The 19,207-nt window shown below is 57.5% G+C and carries 16 protein-coding genes and 1 tRNA gene; 8 read left to right on the forward strand and 9 right to left on the reverse strand.

Features of this window, described 5'->3' with window-relative positions:
• Nucleotides 1-17 precede the first annotated feature (17 nt).
• Complete coding sequence (locus AC2FFA_RS19050) at nucleotides 18-1,475, forward strand: polysaccharide deacteylase family 2 protein (protein ID WP_254683796.1); 1,458 nt, start codon at nucleotides 18-20, stop codon at nucleotides 1,473-1,475.
• 58 nt (nucleotides 1,476-1,533) lie between these two features.
• Here AC2FFA_RS19050 and trpE read toward each other — a convergent pair whose 3' ends face one another.
• From trpE to fabI, 5 genes are all read right to left on the reverse strand, one after another.
• Nucleotides 1,534-3,045 carry an anthranilate synthase component I gene (trpE, locus tag AC2FFA_RS19055; RefSeq protein ID WP_496852801.1) on the reverse strand — a complete coding sequence of 504 codons (1,512 nt, stop codon included), beginning with the start codon at nucleotides 3,043-3,045 and terminating at the stop codon, nucleotides 1,534-1,536.
• Nucleotides 3,046-3,056: 11 nt separating this feature from the next.
• A complete protein-coding gene (locus AC2FFA_RS19060; protein WP_496852802.1) occupies nucleotides 3,057-4,898 on the reverse strand; it encodes a peptidylprolyl isomerase in 1,842 nt (613 codons plus the stop codon).
• An 80-nt stretch (nucleotides 4,899-4,978) separates the two neighbouring features.
• Complete coding sequence (locus tag AC2FFA_RS19065; RefSeq protein ID WP_496676100.1) at nucleotides 4,979-6,154, reverse strand: aminotransferase; 1,176 nt, start codon at nucleotides 6,152-6,154, stop codon at nucleotides 4,979-4,981.
• A gap of 21 nt (nucleotides 6,155-6,175) precedes the next feature.
• On the reverse strand, nucleotides 6,176-6,685 hold the full coding sequence (gene gpt / locus AC2FFA_RS19070) for a xanthine phosphoribosyltransferase (protein WP_117868852.1): 510 nt from the start codon (nucleotides 6,683-6,685) through the stop codon (nucleotides 6,176-6,178).
• A 4-nt stretch (nucleotides 6,686-6,689) separates the two neighbouring features.
• Nucleotides 6,690-7,496 (reverse strand): enoyl-ACP reductase FabI, encoded by an 807-nt coding sequence (gene fabI / locus AC2FFA_RS19075; protein ID WP_299893634.1) that lies wholly within the window; start codon nucleotides 7,494-7,496, stop codon nucleotides 6,690-6,692.
• A 135-nt stretch (nucleotides 7,497-7,631) separates the two neighbouring features.
• On the opposite strand from fabI, the gene pdxH reads away from it, so the two are divergent.
• The 4 genes from pdxH (at nucleotide 7,632) to AC2FFA_RS19095 (ending at nucleotide 9,479) form a co-directional block, all read left to right on the forward strand.
• Nucleotides 7,632-8,237 carry a pyridoxamine 5'-phosphate oxidase gene (gene pdxH, locus AC2FFA_RS19080; protein WP_496852804.1) on the forward strand — a complete coding sequence of 202 codons (606 nt, stop codon included), beginning with the start codon at nucleotides 7,632-7,634 and terminating at the stop codon, nucleotides 8,235-8,237.
• A 142-nt stretch (nucleotides 8,238-8,379) separates the two neighbouring features.
• The gene (locus AC2FFA_RS19085) at nucleotides 8,380-8,886 is read left to right on the forward strand and encodes a cold-shock protein (protein ID WP_371415306.1); all 507 of its coding nucleotides are present in this window, start codon (nucleotides 8,380-8,382) and stop codon (nucleotides 8,884-8,886) included.
• Between the two features lie 5 nt (nucleotides 8,887-8,891).
• Nucleotides 8,892-9,359 carry a DUF192 domain-containing protein gene (locus tag AC2FFA_RS19090; protein ID WP_117868855.1) on the forward strand — a complete coding sequence of 156 codons (468 nt, stop codon included), beginning with the start codon at nucleotides 8,892-8,894 and terminating at the stop codon, nucleotides 9,357-9,359.
• A gap of 43 nt (nucleotides 9,360-9,402) precedes the next feature.
• Nucleotides 9,403-9,479, forward strand: a tRNA-Pro gene (locus AC2FFA_RS19095).
• An 11-nt stretch (nucleotides 9,480-9,490) separates the two neighbouring features.
• Here AC2FFA_RS19095 and AC2FFA_RS19100 read toward each other — a convergent pair.
• Nucleotides 9,491-9,925 carry a hypothetical protein gene (locus AC2FFA_RS19100; RefSeq protein ID WP_496852805.1) on the reverse strand — a complete coding sequence of 145 codons (435 nt, stop codon included), beginning with the start codon at nucleotides 9,923-9,925 and terminating at the stop codon, nucleotides 9,491-9,493.
• A 542-nt stretch (nucleotides 9,926-10,467) separates the two neighbouring features.
• Between AC2FFA_RS19100 and AC2FFA_RS19105 the strand changes: the two genes are divergently transcribed.
• The gene (locus AC2FFA_RS19105) at nucleotides 10,468-14,088 is read left to right on the forward strand and encodes a vitamin B12-dependent ribonucleotide reductase (protein WP_496852806.1); all 3,621 of its coding nucleotides are present in this window, start codon (nucleotides 10,468-10,470) and stop codon (nucleotides 14,086-14,088) included.
• A 540-nt stretch (nucleotides 14,089-14,628) separates the two neighbouring features.
• Entirely contained in the window at nucleotides 14,629-14,874 is a 246-nt protein-coding gene (locus AC2FFA_RS19110) for an EF-hand domain-containing protein (protein WP_496852808.1), read from the forward strand.
• 45 nt (nucleotides 14,875-14,919) lie between these two features.
• Here the strand turns inward: AC2FFA_RS19110 and AC2FFA_RS19115 are convergent, their stop codons facing one another.
• The gene (locus AC2FFA_RS19115; RefSeq protein WP_496852809.1) at nucleotides 14,920-16,464 is read right to left on the reverse strand and encodes a trimethylamine methyltransferase family protein; all 1,545 of its coding nucleotides are present in this window, start codon (nucleotides 16,462-16,464) and stop codon (nucleotides 14,920-14,922) included.
• A gap of 401 nt (nucleotides 16,465-16,865) precedes the next feature.
• On the opposite strand from AC2FFA_RS19115, the gene AC2FFA_RS19120 reads away from it, so the two are divergent.
• Nucleotides 16,866-17,396, forward strand: a complete 531-nt coding sequence (locus tag AC2FFA_RS19120; RefSeq protein WP_496852810.1) for an outer membrane protein — start codon at nucleotides 16,866-16,868, stop codon at nucleotides 17,394-17,396.
• A gap of 8 nt (nucleotides 17,397-17,404) precedes the next feature.
• Here AC2FFA_RS19120 and AC2FFA_RS19125 read toward each other — a convergent pair whose 3' ends face one another.
• Both AC2FFA_RS19125 and AC2FFA_RS19130 read right to left on the reverse strand, forming a co-directional pair.
• Nucleotides 17,405-18,592: a pyridoxal phosphate-dependent aminotransferase gene (locus tag AC2FFA_RS19125; RefSeq protein ID WP_496852812.1), complete on the reverse strand. Its 1,188-nt coding sequence runs from the start codon at nucleotides 18,590-18,592 to the stop codon at nucleotides 17,405-17,407.
• A 56-nt stretch (nucleotides 18,593-18,648) separates the two neighbouring features.
• A complete protein-coding gene (locus tag AC2FFA_RS19130; protein ID WP_496852813.1) occupies nucleotides 18,649-19,146 on the reverse strand; it encodes an MmcQ/YjbR family DNA-binding protein in 498 nt (165 codons plus the stop codon).
• Nucleotides 19,147-19,207 lie beyond the last annotated feature (61 nt).

Consider the following 19,207-nt stretch of genomic DNA (forward strand, 5'->3'; position numbering starts at 1 on the left):
AGAGCTGGACGAGGCAGATGAAAGAGGCGAAAGGCAGGAAAATGGGCGGATTTTTCGGAGGAATGGTCGCTGGGGCGGTCGTTGTTTTGATCTTGGGTGCGGTCGTGTCTCTCAAGACGCCGATGGTGAATACCCCGGTTGTCGCAACCAAAGCACCGGCGCCGACGATTTCTGAAACACCAGAGGCTCCGGCTGAAGTGGCTGAGGCTGGTTCCGATGCTGACCTCGTGGAACTGGCTCCGCGTGCGCCAGAAGCCGCCGATGACGCCGGCGAGGATCTGGCCGATCTGTCGGGTCTGGAAACATCAGTCGATTCTCAGCCAGTTGTTGGCGCGGCAACGGACGCGCTGAACCAACCGGAAGCAGCAGGTGCAAATGAAGTGTCTTTTGTGACCGAAGCACCTGCCGCCCTGCCAGAGCCAAGTCAGGTTCCGGCGATTCAGCCAGACGATGCGCTGCCTGCCGTAAGTGATGAAACACCGGCCCCGCCAGCAGAGCCCGAGAACACCGAGGTGGCCGTTCTTGCGCCCGAACCAGACCCTCTGCCACAGGCCGTGCCAGAACCGGAGCCAGAGACGACAGAGGCCGAAGAACAGAACCCCTTTGAAAACAGCCCGATTGCTGTGGAAGGGGATGAAGACACCCTGCCACGCGAACTGCCGCGTATTGCTGCGCTGCCCCAGATCGGGGGTGAGCAGGAAGCAAGTGCCAGTTCATTTATCGGAAAACGTGTCGCACCGTTGACGGAACGCGATGACGAGCCCGTCGTGGAACAGGCCTCGGTTGAACAGCCGAAATCGGCCAAACCGATCGAGCGTTTTGCGGCAAAGTTCGAAAACCCCGAAGCCAAGCCGTTGATGTCGATCATTCTGATTGATGACGAGGGCGCTTTCGGGTCCGAGGCGTTGCAGGACTTTCCGTATCCGATCAGCTTCGCCGTGAACCCATCGGATCCTGACGCGGCAGAAAAGATGGCACGTCACCGCGAGGCCGGGTTCGAGGTGCTGGCCCTGGCGGATCTGCCCGAGGCGGCAAGCGCACAGGATGCCGAAGTGTCGCTGTCGGTGTGGCTGGATACCCTGCCGGAAACAGTAGGTATTTTGGAAGGCGTGAACAGCGGGATTCAGGGCAATCGCAAACTGGCCGATCAGGTCGCTGCGATTGCTGCGGGAACCGGCCGGGGGCTGATTACGCAGGACAATGGGCTCAACACTGTGCAGAAGCTGGCGGCCCGAAACGGAATTCCGTCCAGTGTCGTTTTCCGTGATATAGACGGCGCACGGCAGGACCCCAAAATCATGCGCAGGTTCCTGGATCAGGCCGCTTTCCGTGCCGGTCAGGAAGGGACAGTGGTCATGCTGGGGCGCGTGCGTCCCGAGACGATTTCAGCCCTGTTGCTGTGGGGGCTGGAAGATCGGGGCAACCGTGTGGCAATGGCTCCGATCTCGGCTGTTATGATGAAACAGGTGCAGTGAACCGCGCAGAAAGCAACGAAAAGGGGCGGTGATCATCTGATCGGCCGCCCTTGTTTTTTTAGCCGTTTCCGTTCCCGGTGAACCGGGCGGCATCTGCCGCGGCGCGCCGTATGGCGTTGGATTTATGAACGGTTTCCATGAACTCGGCTTCGGGATCGCTGTCATAAACGACGCCACCGCCGGCTTGGATATAGAGTTTCTGGTCTTTCACGATGGCCGTGCGCAGGGCGATACACATGTCCATGTCGCCGCCCGCGCTGAAATAGCCGACGCCGCCGCCATAGACGCCGCGCTTTTCAGGCTCCAGCTCGTCGATGATCTCCATCGCGCGCACTTTGGGCGCGCCCGAGACCGTGCCTGCCGGCATCCCGGCAAAGAAAGCGTCTAGCGCGTCTTTGTCTTCGGCCAGTTCGCCCACCACGTTCGACACAATGTGCATCACGTGGCTGTAGCGTTCGATAATGAACTCTTCGGTCGGACGTACGGTTCCGATCTTTGAAACGCGACCGGTATCGTTACGGCCCAGATCCAGCAGCATCAGATGCTCGGCCAGTTCTTTCTTGTCGGCCAGCAGATCAAGCTCGTTCGCCTTGTCTTCTTCTGGCGTCGCGCCACGGGGGCGGGTGCCAGCGATGGGGCGAATGGTCACTTCATTGCCAAACACACGTACCAGAATCTCGGGGCTTGCGCCCACGACCTGAAAACCGCCGAAGTTGAAATAGAACATGAACGGCGACGGATTCGTGCGCCGCAAGGAACGGTAGAGTGCGAAGGGCGGCAGCGGAAAATCCTGCGTCCAGCGTTGAGCCGGAACAACCTGGAAAATGTCACCCGCGCGGATGTATTCCTTGGCTTTTTCAACCGCCTCCATATAGCCGGACTTGGTAAAGTTCGACACCGGTGCGGCGACTTCGCGCGCGTCACCCAGATCGCGGGTTTCTGCGGGCATCGCGCGTTCCAGATCCCGGACCGCATCCATTACACGCTCAGCCGCCTGCGCATACGCAGCTTTGGCGGATTGACCGTCACTGGCCCAGGCGGGTGAAACCACTGTTACCTCACCCTTGACCCCATCCAGCACCGCGATGACAGACGGGCGCAGCATGATCGCATCGGGCAGACCCAGGGGATCGGGGTTCACATCCGGAAGGCATTCCACCAGACGAACCATGTCATATCCCAGATACCCGAACAGCCCGGCAGCGGCCTGGGGTAAGTCATCGGGCAATTCCATTCGGCTTTCGGCCAGAAGCGCCCGCAGGTTGTCCATCGGGTTGCCATCTTGAGGCGAGAACGCCTCGGAATCGAAACGGGCCGAGCGGTTCAGCTCAGATGTTTCGCCGCGACAGCGCCAGACCAGATCAGGTTTCATACCAATGATCGAATAGCGGCCACGCACCTCACCGCCCGTCACCGATTCCAGCATGAACGCGTCTTTCTGCGCGCCCGTCAGCTTGAGCATCAGTGACACAGGTGTGTCCAGATCGGCGGCCAGACGTGTGTAAACCACCTGGTTTTCGCCCGCTTCATAGGCGCGCGCGAAGGTGTCGAATTCGGGTGTCAGGGCCATATCGGTCTCGTTTAAAAGCTCGCCTGCACGGCGTTCAGAGCCTGCTGATCCACGACGGGGCGCGCCCGGGTCTGGGCATCACGCACGTAGGCGTTGAAAATATTCTGTGCCAGAGCCTGATCCATCTGTGTGCTCAAGGCATCATGCAACTGGCGCAGTTCATCCGTATCTTCCGGAGGCAGGATTTCATCCAGACGTACAATCCAGGCCGCTCCGTTGCCGTCAATAACGCGCAACTCGCCGGGTTCCATGGCGAATACTTCGTTCATGAAATCGGCAGGAACGTCATCCAGAAACGCGGTACGGGTCAGGGCGTTTTCGACGCGGAAGGGCAGACCGGTCGTGGCAAAATCACCGTCAGTGGCCAGTTGGTTCAGTATGGCATCCGCCTTTTCCCGCAGGGCTTTGTTGGCCTCGGTCTGTTGCCAGGCCGCAGCGACACGGTCGCGTGCGCTCTCCAGTGGTTCTGGGCGGCGCGGCAGAACCTCGTCCAGGCGCAGGGCAAAAACTGACCCGTCTTCGAGGAATGCGATTTCAGGGAAATCCCCTTCCTGCACAGCTTCCGCGGCCGCTCGGAACCCGTCATATGCCGCAACGCCTTCAGCGCTGTCGCGGGTCCAGTCGATCTGACCCAGTTCCATTTCGGTTTCTTCAGCCAGTTCTTCAAGAGTGGCACCGCCGGCCAGCATGTCGTTGATATCTTCGGATTGCGCCTCGATAAGACGGCGGGCGCGTTCCGTCGCCAACTCTTCCCGAAGTGCCGGCTCGGCCTCTTCAAATGGAACATTGTTCGCGGCCAGTGATCCGTTGACACGGAACAGGGCCGGACCAAACACCGAAGGCAACGGGCCTACGACTGTGTCAAGCTCGGCCGCAAATACGGCGTCCGCAGCATCGCCCAGATCCTCACGTGTCACGTCGCCCAGATCGATGTCGTTGAGTTCAAGATCGCGATCCCGAACCAACTGTTCAAAGGTCGTGCCACCAACTTCAAGCTGCGCCAAAGCGTCATTGGCGGCCTGTTCGTTCGAGAAGTTCAGGCGTTCAACTAGGCGGCGTTCGGGCTGGTTGTATTCGTCGGACCGTTCTTCATAAAGTTTCCGCAGCGCGTCTTCGTCGATTTCCACCGTGTCAACCAACATTGCAGGCGACAGAATCGTATAGCTAAGTTTCTTGGTGCGGGGCAGCGTAAACTGGTCACCGTTGTCATCATAGAATGTCTGGATCTGCGCATCCGTTGGGTCGGTCACGGGTGTATCCAGCGCTTCGGTTCCAACGGTTGCGACCGTAAAGCTGCGCCGCGCACCGATGTAGTCGACCATCGTGTCCGTCAGCGTTGCCGGCATTTTCACGCCGCCCATGATTGCGCCCTGTACGATCGTTCGGGCGGATTCCTTGCGCAGATCGGATTCGAATTCGGAATCGGTCATGCCGACCTGTTCCAGCTGAAAGCGATAGGATTCACGGTCAAAAGTTCCGTTGACACCCTGAAACGCCGGAATCGAGATGATCTCTTGCTGAAGGTTCTCATCGCCGATGGAAATCCCAAGCTGACCGACCTCGTTATCCAGCGCTGCCAAAGCGGTCAGGCGGGCAAGGGCGTTTCGGTCCAGACCGAGCTCGCGCGCTTGCGACATCTGCAAAGGTTGCCCGGATTGTGCTTCGACCGCTCGGATCTCGCGCTGCAATTCGCGCACATAATCTTCTACCGAGATGCTTTCGTCGCCGACTTGCGCAACTGTGCGGATCGTCCCGCTGAGGTTGACCGCGCCGAATCCCGCAAGGCCCAGCATCAGCAGGCCCATCAGAATCCAGACAAAGGTTTTCGAAAGACTTTTAGCGCCTGCGGCCATGATGCCCTCTTGTTTTTTCGGCAGAGTTCTGCCCTGTCGGTTGCGGCCCTGAATACGACGCACACCGCCGAGGGGCAAGCTTAGAAGGACAGGTCCTGCAACCGGTCGAACAATTGACCCAGCCCGGCCCGATCCAGATTGGCAAAAGCAATGCGAACCTGTCGTTTTCCGGCCGGGTCATGATCCGGCATGAACATGGTGCCGGGTAACAGCAGCACACCTGCTTCGCTGACCAGACGACGGGCAAACTCATCCGACGGCATGTCAAACGGATGTTCGAGATAGGCGAAATAGGCTCCAAGTCCCAAAAGTCGCCACCCCCGGACTTCAAGCGCCGGAATCCCTTCTGCAATGGCTGCGCGGCGGTCCAGAATTTCATCGCGCTCGCCGGCCAGCCATTGCGACAGGTTTTGCATCCCCCATAACGCTGCGAACTGGCCGATCTGGCCCGGGCAAATGGCGACCGTGTCCAGAAATTTCTCCACCTCGGCCAACAGCGCCGGGCTTGTCGCGATGGCGCCAACCCTGTGGCCCGTCAGACGATAAGCCTTGGAAAAAGAGTACAGGTGGACAAGGGTTTCGTCCCAGTCTGGTTGCTGAAACAGATCATGAGGGGGGCCACTGCGACTGTCAAAATCGCGATAGGTTTCATCGACGATCAGGCGAATCCCGGTTTCACGGGCCAGGTTATAGAAGGCCCTGACAAGTTCGGCAGGGTATTCGACACCGCCCGGATTGTTGGGCGTGACCAGTGCAATGGCGCGGGTCTTGTCCGTAATCAAACCGCGCGCACGCTCTGGATCGGGTAGAAGGTCATCGCCGGTCGGCAGGTCCACGGCCTGTACGCCGGCCATGTCCAACCACATTTTATGGTTGAAATACCATGGGGTTGGCAGAATGACCTCATCCGCTTCGCCGGTGATCGCCGATATCACGGCCGAAAACGCCTGATTGCAGCCTGAAGTGATGGCGATCCGAGGTGCATCTACCTGTGCTGCATAGTGAGAACTGATCTGCGCCGCCAGTTCAGCGCGCAGATCGTCATTGCCCAAAACCGGGCCATAAAGATGTGCGCTGTCTTCGCGAACGGCAAACTCGGCCATGGCCTGCCGCAAGGCCAGCGGCGGCGGATCGACCGGGGCCGCCTGGCTTACGTTGATCAACGGGCGGTCGGATGAGAACGCAACGCCCTCGACCCATCGGCGTGCCTCCATCACCGGAGGTGCGAATGTAGCGGCGGTACGGCTGAGCGTCATGTGCGGTCTACTGTTCTGGAATCAATCGGTGCCGCGATACGGCTCGACATATTGAAGGGCCATATCCCATGGGAAAAAGATCCATGTGTCCTGGCTGACCTCGGTGATGAAGGTATCCACCATCGGGCGGCCCTTGGGTTTGGCGTAAACCGTTGCGAAATGTGCCTTCGGATACATATCCCGCACCAGTTCCAGCGTCTTTCCACTGTCTACAAGGTCGTCGATGATCAGAATACCGGTCCCGTCACCCATCAGATCGACGTCCGGAGCTTTCAACACCTCTGCCTCACCCTGTTCCTGATGGTGGTATGAACGTACGCTGATCGTATCGACTGTGCGGATGTCCAGTTCGCGGCTGACGATCATTGCAGGCGCCATGCCCCCGCGCGTGATCGCGACAACACCCCGCCAGTTGCCATCATCGGGCCCTTGCCCGTCAAGACGCCAAGCCAGTGCTCGCGAATCGCGATGAATTTGGTCCCAGCTGATGTGAAAGCCTTTTTCGTGGGGCAGGCGGTCTTTGGCGCTCATGTTCTTAACCTTTTTCAACGTCCGGTGCGTCAACGGCCTTCATGCCGACAATATGATACCCGGAATCCACGTGCAGGTTTTCACCGGTTACGCCGCTGGACAGATCCGACAACAGATACAGGGCCGAGTTTCCGACATCGTCAATGGTCACGTTCCGACGTAGGGGAGAGTTATATTCATTCCACTTCATGATATAGCGGAAGTCACCGATACCACTGGCGGCCAGAGTTTTGATCGGGCCGGCTGAAATAGAGTTCACCCGGATGCCATCCTTGCCCAGATCTTCAGCCAGGTATTTGACCGACGCCTCAAGCGCGGCCTTGGCAACCCCCATCACATTGTAATGCGGCATGACCTGTTCGGCCCCGTAGTACGTAAGCGTCAAGGCACTACCGCCTTCGGACATCATCTTTTCTGCGCGCTGCATCACTGCTGTGAAAGAATAGACCGACACATCCATCGTCAGTTTGAAATTGGCGCGGCTGGTGTCGACATACCGGCCGCGCAGTTCGTTCTTGTCAGAAAAGCCGATGGCGTGAACGACGAAGTCCAGTTTGCCCCATTTCTCTTCCAGTGCCGTAAAAAGCGCATCAATAGATGCCTCGTCACTGACGTCGCAGGGCAGAACGATTTCGCTCGCCAATTGCGCCGCCAGTGGGTCGACGCGCTTTTTCAAAGCGTCGCCCTGATAGGAAAAGGCCAGCTCGGCCCCGGCATTCGACAAGGCGCGGGCGATTCCCCATGCTATTGATTTGTCATTGGCCAGTCCCATGATGAGGCCGCGCTTGCCGGCCATCAACTGATTTGACATGTTCGGTTCTCCGCCTGTCTTCGCGTTATGTTGAGTTGGTTTATGCCATTGGTTGCGTTGCATCAAGGCCGTGCGCTCTTGCCCGCAGCGGGTTCTCGCCTTAGGTTCGTCGTTAATACTTTCCAGGGGATGGAAATGACCGAGCGTGATGGCATCTTTGCTGGCTCCGATCCGTTTGAAATAGCGGCCCGGTGGTTGGCTGAGGCTGAAGAAACCGAACTGAACGATCCGAATGCGATTGCGCTTGCAACCGTTGACCCGGGTGGCTTGCCCAATGCACGCATGGTGTTGTTGAAGGAAATCGAAGCGGATTCGTTTGTTTTCTTTACCAACTACGAAAGTGCCAAAGCCAGAGAACTGGACACCGCCGGAAAAGCTGCGTTTGTGATGCATTGGAAATCTTTGCGGCGTCAACTTCGTGTTCGTGGTACAATAAGTCGTGAAAACGGGCCCCAGGCAGATGAGTATTATGCATCAAGGTCATTGAAAAGCCGGCTGGGCGCGTGGGCTTCAAAGCAGTCGCAACCGCTTTCGAGCAGGACAGCTTTGATGGCAGAGGTCGCAAAAGTGACCGCGAAACTTGGGCCGAATCCACCGCGTCCGCCATTTTGGGGCGGGTACAGATTGACGCCTACAGAGATTGAGTTCTGGGCCGATGGAGCATTCCGCTTGCATGATCGGTTCAGATGGCAACGAATTGAGCCGGGATCGGCGTGGCATGTTGAAAGGTTGAATCCATGACGTTCACGTGTCGTGAAATGCAACAAGCAGAAAATAAAGGATTTTTTCAGCTTGAATTTGCCTGCCATTCCCATAAACAACAAACCCTTAACGAACTGTTGATATTCGCGATGGGAAAACCGTGCCAGAAGACCTGAACAACATGTACCGCGTCCGTGGACACGTAAAATGGTTCGACCCTGCCAAAGGGTATGGCTTTGTTGTGTCCGAAGAGGGCGGCCCTGATATCCTGTTGCACGTGAATGTTCTGCGCAATTTCGGCCAGAGCTCGGTTGCGGACGGTGCCAGCATTGAAATCATGACTCACCGCACGGACCGGGGGGTTCAGGCGGTAGAGGTTGTTGCCATTGATCCGCCGGCGCGGACCGACTCGATGATGCTTGCCGACTTCGCCGAGCTGGATCCGGAGGTTATTGCAGAAGCGCCCCTGGAAGCCGCGCGGGTGAAGTGGTTCGACAAAGGTAAAGGTTTCGGATTTGCGAATGTCTTTGGGCGTAACGAAGACGTATTCCTTCACATTGAGGTGTTGCGCCGCTCGGGGCTCGCTGATCTTCAGCCCGGCGAAGCGCTGGCCATGAGAGTGATCGACGGCAAGCGTGGCCGGATGGCCGCGCAGGTTCTGGCCTGGGAAGCAGCATTGGATAGCTGAACCGCATGAAACGGATTCTGGCAGTCTTGACCATATTCTTAACGTTGTGGGCAGGAAGTGCTGTTGCTGCATGCAGGTCGGACCGGGTGGCGCTCAGAAATGACAGTGCGACGGTGCAGTTTAACGTCGAAGTCGCTGTCACGCCGCAGGAGAGAGCCCGCGGATTGATGTTTCGCGAATCGTTGCCGACTCGATCCGGCATGTTGTTCGTGTTTGATCCGCCGCAGCCTGTTGCCTTCTGGATGAAGAACACCCTGATCCCGCTTGATATGATTTTTGTGGATCGCACCGGTTTGGTGACGCGTGTGCATGAAGGGGCGATTCCGGGTGATCTTACGCCGATTGAAGGGGGCGATTCCGTTTTTGCGGTGTTGGAAATTAATGGCGGATTGTCTGCGCGCTACTCCATCGCGCCCGGGACAGAGATGAAGCACGAAATTTTTTCGCAAGGACCCGCAATTTGGCCCTGTTAGGGCTTTTCAAATCAGATCGGCATCGTTAGGAAGGCGCACGGTCCGGGGCGTGGCGCAGTCTGGTAGCGCACCTGTTTTGGGTACAGGGGGTCGTAGGTTCGAATCCTGCCGCCCCGACCATTTCCATCAAGCTAATTCGGCGAGCCTCCCATTGACTGGTAGAGCTCGCTGATGGCCTGGTCCAAAACCTTGCTTTCAACTGGAACTTCAACTGCGGTGCCGGATTTTTGCGGCACGTGGAAGAAAACGCGTGCGTCTACGCGATATCCGGCGTTTGTTTTCGTTGATGTAAGGCGCATGACACTTTGAGGAAGATCCTGCGGATGGCCGTCATAGTTCAGAATCAGATAAGCCGTCGCCTTGGGAGGCAGGAACTCACTGCATTCAAAAACTTGATTCCTGATTTTCTTGAAAGACTCGCCGGGGCCCGAACAACTGGTTTCAAACGTGTCGAACAGGCGCTGAGGGAAGGTGTCAAACTGTGCGCTGCGTGACGCGATGGGCACATCTTGTGGTGCGCACGCCACGATGCAGGCTACCGCCGGGATAGAATGAAACAACTTCATTCGTTTGAGCCTCCTCCCTCTTGGGGGCACCGTTTTGTGCAGGTCGCGGGTCCGTCTGCCCGAACGGTGTTGATTCTCGTTCAGCGTAACCAGCATGCCATTAGTTGATTAAATGCTGATAACTATGCTGGTAAAAACGGGAATTCGTTATGAGACTTCCAAGCGCCGGCGGAAATTTGCCGTGGATGAAGCTGTGGAGGAATCGCCGCCCGCTCGCAGACGGGCTTACACAACGGTCAGGTCAATATAAAAGATTTCAAAAATGACCGAAAAAGGGCGTTGACCTACTATGGGAACATACGTCAAATTGTATGAGCCAACGAGAGTGCCACAATATCTGGTGTTTAAACCAGAAAAGGCAGCGGGCGAGGGTCGGATAAGCGCAAGCGATTTACGTGCGGTCGCACTAGCGGCTTTACGCTGTCTCAGGCAGCGAACAGTACCTTTTTGCACGCTTCTCAGGGCGTTGTGGGCGACACCCTGCAACACAAGATTTGGTGTCGGGAATCGGAAATTGAGCTGTATTAACCAGGGCTGCGGACATGAAGATTGAAAGAAAATTCACCAAATCGGATCAGGACGCCTATGCGGAACTGAATTTTGTGTCCGCAACGTCTGAAATCCGAAATCCGGACGGTACAATTGTTTTTCGGCTGGATGACGTCGAAGTCCCTTCCAGCTGGTCGCAGGTCGCAAGCGATGTAATTGCGCAGAAATACTTCCGCAAGGCGGGGGTGCCCACCAAGCTCAAGAAAGTGAAAGAAAAAGATGTTCCCGAATTTCTGTGGCGCTCGGTTCCGGCTGAGGGCGCAGAGTTCGAAGGAGAAACATCGTCGAAGCAAGTGTTCGACCGTCTGGCCGGTGCCTGGGCCTATTGGGGCTGGAAGGGCGGCTATTTCTCGGCCGAGGAAGACGCGCGCGCCTATTTTGACGAGATGCGCTATATGCTGGCGACCCAGCGCGCGGCACCGAACTCTCCGCAATGGTTCAACACTGGCCTGCACTGGGCCTACGGCATCGACGGACCGGCGCAGGGGCACCACTATGTCGACTACAAGACCGGCAAGCTGACCAAGTCGAAATCGGCCTATGAACATCCGCAGCCGCATGCCTGCTTCATCCAGTCGGTTGATGACGACCTGGTGAACGAAGGCGGCATCATGGATCTGTGGGTGCGCGAGGCGCGCCTGTTCAAATACGGCTCGGGCACCGGGACCAACTTCAGCCATCTGCGTGCAGAAGGTGAGGCGCTGTCGGGTGGCGGTAAGTCTTCGGGGCTGATGGGCTTTCTCAAAATCGGCGACCGCGCCGCTGGCGCGATCAAATCAGGCGGGACAACCCGTCGGGCAGCAAAGATGGTGATCGTCGATGCAGATCACCCTGACATCGAGAAATTCATCGAATGGAAGGTGATTGAAGAGCAGAAGGTAGCCTCGATCGTTGCCGGATCGAAGATGCACGAGAAGATGCTGAACGGCCTTTTCGAGGCTATCCGCACGTGGGACGGCGCGCAGGAAGATGCCTACGATCCGAAAAAGAACGACGCGTTGAAAACGGCCGTTCGAGAGGCAAAAAAGGTCGCGATCCCGGAAACCTATATCAAACGCGTTCTGGATTACGCCAAGCAGGGCCACGACAGCATCGAGTTCCCGACTTATGATACAGACTGGGATTCGGACGCTTACAGCTCGGTCTCGGGCCAGAACTCGAACAACTCGATCCGCGTGACCAACGCGTTCCTGACTGCTGTCGAGAAAGATGCGGACTGGCAGCTGATCAACCGCACCGATGGCAAAGTCGCAAAGACCGTCAAGGCGCGCGATCTTTGGGAAAAGGTTGGTCACGCCGCATGGGCTTGTGCTGATCCGGGCATCCAGTTCCACGACACGGTCAACGAATGGCACACATGCCCCGAAGATGGTGAGATCCGCGGCTCGAACCCTTGCTCGGAATACATGTTCCTTGACGACACGGCCTGTAATCTGGCGTCGATGAACCTGCTGACCTTCCTCAAGGATGGAGAGTTCCAGGCAGCGGACTATATGCATGCCTCACGCCTGTGGACCCTGACGCTGGAAATCTCGGTGACGATGGCGCAGTTCCCGTCGAAAGAAATTGCGCAACTTTCCTATGACTTCCGCACCTTGGGTCTGGGCTATGCCAATATCGGCGGATTGCTGATGAACATGGGCTACAGCTACGACTCGGACGAGGGTCGGGCGATCTGTGGCGCGCTGACTGCGATCATGACCGGCGTGGCCTATGCGACCTCGGCCGAGATTGCCGGTGAGCTTGGCCCGTTCACAGGCTATGAGCGCAACGCGGACCACATGCTGCGCGTCATCCGCAACCATCGCCGTGCGGCGCAAGGCGTGACAGACGGATACGAGAAACTGGCGGTCAAGCCAGTGCCGCTGGATCATGGCAACTGCCCCGACAAACGTCTGGTCGATTTGGCCATGTCAGCCTGGGATGAGGCGCTGAGCCTTGGTGAGAAGAACGGCTATCGCAACGCGCAGGCCACCGTGATTGCTCCAACCGGCACCATTGGTCTGGTGATGGATTGCGACACCACCGGGATTGAGCCTGACTTTGCACTGGTGAAGTTCAAGAAGCTGGCCGGTGGCGGCTACTTCAAGATCATCAACCGCTCGGTGCCTTCGGCGCTGGAAAAGCTGGGCTATTCCTCGTCGCAGATCGAAGAGATCGTATCCTATGCCGTAGGTCACGGCACCATCGGCAACGCGCCGGGGATCAACCATACCTCGCTGACCGGTCATGGCTTTGGCCCGAATGAACTGGCAAAGGTGGACGCCGCGCTGGAAAGCGCCTTCGACATCCGGTTCGTCTTCAACCAATGGACACTGGGTGAAGATTTCTGCACGGGCGTTCTTGGCATCCCGGCGACCAAACTGAACGATCCGACCTTCGATTTGCTGCGGCATCTGGGCTTTACCCGTGCGGATATCGAGGCAGCCAATGACCACGTTTGCGGAACCATGACACTGGAAGGTGCGCCGCATCTGAAGGAAGAGCACTACTCGATCTTCGATTGCGCCAATCCGTGTGGCAAGAAAGGCAAGCGTTTCCTTGGAGTTGACAGTCATATCACCATGATGGCGGCGGCACAGAGTTTCATCTCGGGTGCGATCTCGAAAACGATCAACATGCCGAATGACGCGACCATCGAAGACTGCCAGAAAGCCTATGAACTCAGTTGGTCGTTGGGTGTGAAGGCCAACGCGCTTTATCGTGACGGCTCGAAACTGTCGCAGCCGCTGGCGGCTGCACTGGTCGAGGATGACGACGAGGCGGCAGAAGTGCTGGAAAGCGGTTCGATGCAGGAAAAGGCCGTCGTCCTGGCAGAAAAGGTGATCGAGAAGGTTGTGGTCAAAGAGATCATCCGCAGCCATCGCGAGAAACTGCCGCATCGCCGCAAGGGCTATACCCAGAAGGCAATCGTCGGTGGCCACAAGGTGTACCTGCGCACAGGTGAGTTCGAAGACGGTCAGTTGGGCGAGATTTTCATCGACATGCACAAGGAAGGCGCTGGCTTCCGGGCGATGATGAACAACTTCGCCATCGCCGTGTCGGTTGGCCTGCAATATGGCGTGCCGCTGGAAGAGTTCGTGGATGCGTTCACGTTCACCAAGTTCGAACCGGCCGGGATGGTGCAGGGTAACGATTCGATCAAGAATGCGACGTCGATCCTGGATTACATCTTCCGCGAACTGGCCGTGTCCTACCTGGATCGCACCGATCTGGCCCATGTGAAACCCGAGGGCGCCACCTTTGACGATCTGGGTCGCGGTGAAGACGAGGGTGTCTCGAACGTCTCTGAAATCAGCGAAAGTGCCGCGTCCAAGTCTTTGGAAGTGTTGAAACAAATCAGCTCGACTGGGTATCTGCGTAAGCGCTTGCCACAGGATCTGGCTGTGTTCAATGCTGGCCAGGCTGAATTGAATGGCATGGCCGAACCCGCAGCTGCTTTCGAAGAACCGCCAGCCGAAACGGCGGTGGCCACCAGCATGGACGCCCGCACAAAGGCCAAGATGCAGGGTTATGAAGGCGATCCTTGCGGCGAATGCGGAAATTACACGCTGGTGCGTAACGGCACGTGCATGAAGTGCAACACCTGCGGCGCGACAAGCGGGTGTAGCTGAGAACAACGCCCCGGCACCCCGGGGCGTAGGGGTCGGACGCTGCCCTAGGTAACCGACCCCGACGAACACGGAGAAAGGACACAAAGCTTACCAATTGACCTTTCTCCACTCGGCCGACATGCCCGTGTTGGCCGGGAACAGGGTGGGGCGGAATACTTGCTCCTTCCCACTCTTTCACGGAACGGGTGCGCTCGTTCCATGCGACGTCCAGGCCGCAGGCAAAAAAATACCGGGCGGTCAACGAAATGAGCCTGGATGGCGAAACTGTCAGGGGGCTTCGGCCCCCTTTCTTTTTTGCGCCGAGCTGCTCGGATAAGCGCAGTCTTGCCGGATCAGGCAATGCCTTTCGGGCATGTCCCGCCGAAATGGGTCTGGCGGAGTTTTGCCCGGCGGCGCTTCGCGACTCCGACTCGGTCAAACACGCAAGGATTGGCGCGATTTCCTCCCGATCGCGCAAAACGGGTGACGCGCGCGGCGGTTGCGGTGTTTCTGGGGCCTGTCCGGACGAAGACATAATCAACCTATCCAGGAGGCACCAAAATGAAACCGCAGTATTTGATTGGGATTTCCATCGCTGCTCTGATCCTGCCGGGAGTGCTCTCGGCGCAGTCCTCAACCGATGCCAATGGCGATGGCGTTCTGACCATCGAGGAAATCCAGGCCGTGTTGCCCGACGTTGACGCCGACACGTTCTCGGCGATGGACGCAAACGGCGACGGGGCGCTGGACGCTGATGAGGTGGCCGTTGCGCAAGAGGCAGGATTGCTTCCGCCCAGCAACGGGTAAACAAGAAAGGGCGGCCCGACACTCATCGGGCCGCTTTTTCAGATGCTATATCGGCAAGTGAATGTTGAACTTTTCCCGAAGTTCCGCGTCAAGCAGCGGGTCGAACTGGGCCGCTGACGGGGTGGACAGTATCTCTTCCTTGCGGGCAGTTGCCTTTTCAACCAGATCCGGCTTGCCGAGCTCCACCCACTCCTTGGGGGAAGAGCGGTCACCAAACGTCGGATAGACATAGTCAACCTGCATACGGCTGAGGGTTGCATCCGTTCCCAGATAATGACTAGGCCCCCCCATGCATACGGAAGCGATCTGATCCAGTGCCAAGGTTTCATCCGTCACTTCGATCCCGCGCACACAGCGCTGTGCCTGACCGATCAGGTCGTCGCTGAGAATGAGGCTTTCAAAGCAGAAACCCAGCAGAGAAGCGTGCATACCAGCGGCCTCATAAACCATGTTCAACCCGGACAACCCCGCCATCACGTTCGAGCACATCTGTTCCCATCCGGCTTGCATGTCAGGCAGCTTCGAATCTGATGCACCGGCTGCTGCGCCTCCCGGCAAATCGTAGAAACGGTGCATCTGGGCACAACCTGCCGTCAACAGGGCTTGTTCACCCGAACCGATGGACATTGCGCCAGTTCGCAGATCAAGGCCAAAGGGCCAAGTGCCAAAAATTGCGGGGGCACCGGGGCTTACGGCATTTACATAAACCAGACCAGCAAGGCATTCCGCTGTCGCCTGGGCGATTGCACCGGCGATTGTCGATGGCGCGGTGGCACCAGCCATCCCGGCTGACAGCAACAGCACCGGCATACCGGCCTTGATGCACTCCTCCATCACTTCACAGCTTTCTGTGGCGAATTTCATCGGCGGGACGACGAAGCAGTTCGAGTTCGAGACAAAAGGGCGCTCGCGATATTTGTCTTCGCCGCCCGCGATCATGTAGATCATCTCCATCGCGGGGGCGACGTGGCTTGGTTCCGTGAAGGACGTGCCGATATGTTTGAACGTTCCCGAACAACTTGCGTAGATCGTGTTCAGGTCCATTTCCAGGTTGTCGGCGATATCGCGACAGACCATGGGGCGTTGAACAAAGTGAATATTGTCAAGCTGCTGGCAGATGCGTGCGGCATCATGCAGGTCTTGCACGGTTGAATCGCGATATTCACGACCATGAACGTCGACCATGGAAACGGCGGCGCCAGCCGTGCCGTAATGTACTTTGGTACCTGCCAGTTCCAGATCGGTCTTTCCATCGCGGCTGTACAACGTAACCTTGCGGTTCGCTTTTGCGATCGTGTCTTCGACAAGGGCGCGGGGAAAGCGGATGCGGCCATCATCACCCAAAATACAGCCTGCACCGACCAAATAGTCGATTCCGCTTTGCGGAGCGTCGGCAAGACCAATAGTCTCAAGTGCTGTCAGGGCGGCCTCGTGGATACGTTCTATCTGTGCCTGCGTCAGGACATTCAGAACGCCGCCTTCCATACCGGGGCGCACGGGGCGCAGATGATCAGGCAATGCAGTGGCACGGGCCGCACGACGCGCTGCGCGTCCGCCGCTGCGCGAGGTGTTGCGGGATTGGTCGTTCATTTCTTTTTCCGATCGTTGAGAGATGTTTGGGGAACTGGCTAATGGCCGCTTACGGCCGCCCTCTCGCTGCACGCCCCCTGTCCGCACCAATGGTGCGGCTGATCAGGCTGATTTTCCAGTCGTGGTCCGTCATTCCGCCTCTCAACGTTTGGCGCAAGAATTCCAAAACACGGCGACGCATTCTGTTCTGTTTGCGACCTCAACGGAATTTACTTCAGCAAATATCTGCCCAACAAAACTCTGACGGATTTCTGAGACAGATTTTCTCCCGCGATGACTGAAATCTGTTATACTGCATTCACTTACCCTTGAGCTTTACGTGCAGGGAATTGAATTCCGACAAAAGCGATCCCAGTTAATTTTGAACCTAACACATGATCTGAAGCCCGAGCGAAGTTGCGTTGAACCAGACTTTTAAACCTCTTCCTGCCCTGATTGCTGCGGCTCTGATCGTCAGCGCCAGCTCTGGTTTTGCAGAGGATTGGACAGGCGGCTACGTAGGGCTCAGCTTTGGATACGCGGATGCGGATGGACCGGGGGGATCAAGCGGGGATGACACTTCTTTTGGGGCGCATGTAGGCTATGATCAGGACTTCGGGAATTTCGTTCTTGGCGGTGAACTTGAATACAACCGCCTGTCCCTGAACCTAAACCAGTCTCAGGGAAGCCTGGACAGCATGACCCGTTTGAAACTGCGTGGCGGGTACGATTTCGGCAGTGCGCTGGGGTATGTGGTCGTTGGCGCGGCACGGGCCGAAACATCCGTCGATAGCGATACCGCCGCCGTTTACGGAATCGGCATTGCTTATCCGATTGGTGAGAATTTTGTCATCAGCGGTGAAGCGCTGCGGCAAGACTTCGATGATGTTACCCGATCCACCGGTGGCTTGGATTCCAACGTCTTCAATCTGCGTACAACATTCCGTTTCTGACAAACGGTCTATTCTGCTGCGTGCTTCCTCGCAAGTTGTGACGCGAAAGTACAAAGCGTTTTCAGTGCCACTGCAAAGCGTTCATCCTCCACGGTCATGGCAACCCGTATGTGCCCGGTAGCAGCCTTGCCGAAGCTTTCGCCGGGCATGACGGCAATTCTGTGTGCGTTCAGCAGCGCGTTGGCAAACGCGTCCCCCGACAACCCGGTCGCGCGGATATCCAGCATCAGATACATGGCACCCTGCGTAGGTACGAGGCCTACGGTGTTTTGCGAGGCCAGTATATCCATCGCCAGGGCACGTCGACGGCGGAACGGGGCGGCGATCTTTTCTTCCAGTTCAACACCTGCGGTCAGCGCATAACTGGAGGCATCCTGCACGAACCCGGGAACGCCGTAGGTGGTGTGGGTGGCCAGGTTGATCAGATGGCTGATGACCTCTTCGGGGCCGACGACCCATCCACACCGCGACCCGGTCATGGCGTGGGACTTTGACATGGATCCAACCACAAGTGTGCGTTCTGCCATGCCGGGCAGCGTACGCGGAGAAATGTGTTCGCCGTCCCAGACCTGCGTGTCGTAAACCTCATCCGAGATCAGCCAGAGATCGCGCCGCTGGCAGACATCGGCGACCTCCTCCAGCGATTGACGGGAATAGACCACACCGGTCGGATTGTTCGGCGTGTTGATCAACAGCGAAACAGCGCCTTCAGCAGCAGCGTCGATCCACTCGGCTTTGAGCTGGAAAGCGTCTTCAGCGGTGGTTTGAACCGCGCGGGCAACAGCGCCAACGCCCCGAATTGTTCCGGGATAGGTGGCATAGTAAGGGTCGAGGAACAGGCCCACATCACCGGGGTCGCACACGGCCATATGTGACGCGAACAGGGCGGCTTGCCCGCCGGGGGTGATCAGAACGTTCTTCCGCGAGGTCGGAACACCTGTGCGGGTCTGAACCCGTGCGGCAACCGTGTCGCGCAGCAGGTCCGTGCCGGGCACCATCGCGTAACCTGTATGTCCGTTGCGGGCCGAGAATTCCATCGCCTGAAGAATCGAAGGGTCGGTTCGGGTGTCATGTTCACCGATTGTCAGCTCGGTTACGGCTAGTCCTTCGCTCAGCATCCGGCGGGCGCGGTAAAACACGTCCCAGCCGTCGCTGCCGCCGCCGGTGATCTGCGTGATGCGTTCAGACAATTTCATACCATCGCCCCTGGTTGCCTTGCGCTGAATGGGGCAGAGCGGAAACGGTTTGTCAATCAGCTTCGCGGTGGCAAGGTCGCCTGAAGTTTTTTAGTCAACGACGCGCGAACGAGGTCATATGAAACCGTCAAACGATGGCGCAGCTCGTCTGTTTCGACATCAAACGGCAGGCGGACCCAGCTGCGGTGAAAATAGGGGGCTTTCATTCCGACACCAGCATCGATCACCATCTGCGCCGTTTCAACGTCGGGCGTTTTGACCGACACGCCGTCATTTGCAATTCCGATACAGGCAAACATCTTGCCGCCGATTTTCCAGGCGTCATGCCCGCCGCCCCACGGGTCTGACAGCTCGGCTCCGGGGAGTTCTTTGCAGATGGAATTGACGTAGTTTCGATCCATGACCGGCACTGTGCCGAAGCGTTCGAGTAAACTCAATGCTTGGCTTGAGGGTGACGCCATGATAACCGATGGGATATGAACCCGGTGACCTGCATCATTATCTGCTGCATTACCTGCTGATTTATCAAGCGGGCCGGTTTCTTTCGTTTTCATCCCTGAGACAAGTTGCTAAGCCCGCGCCAACGCGCAAGCCTTTGCTGTTTCCTAGGAGCCC

It is taken from the genome of Ruegeria sp. YTSB088, from assembly GCF_059609825.1.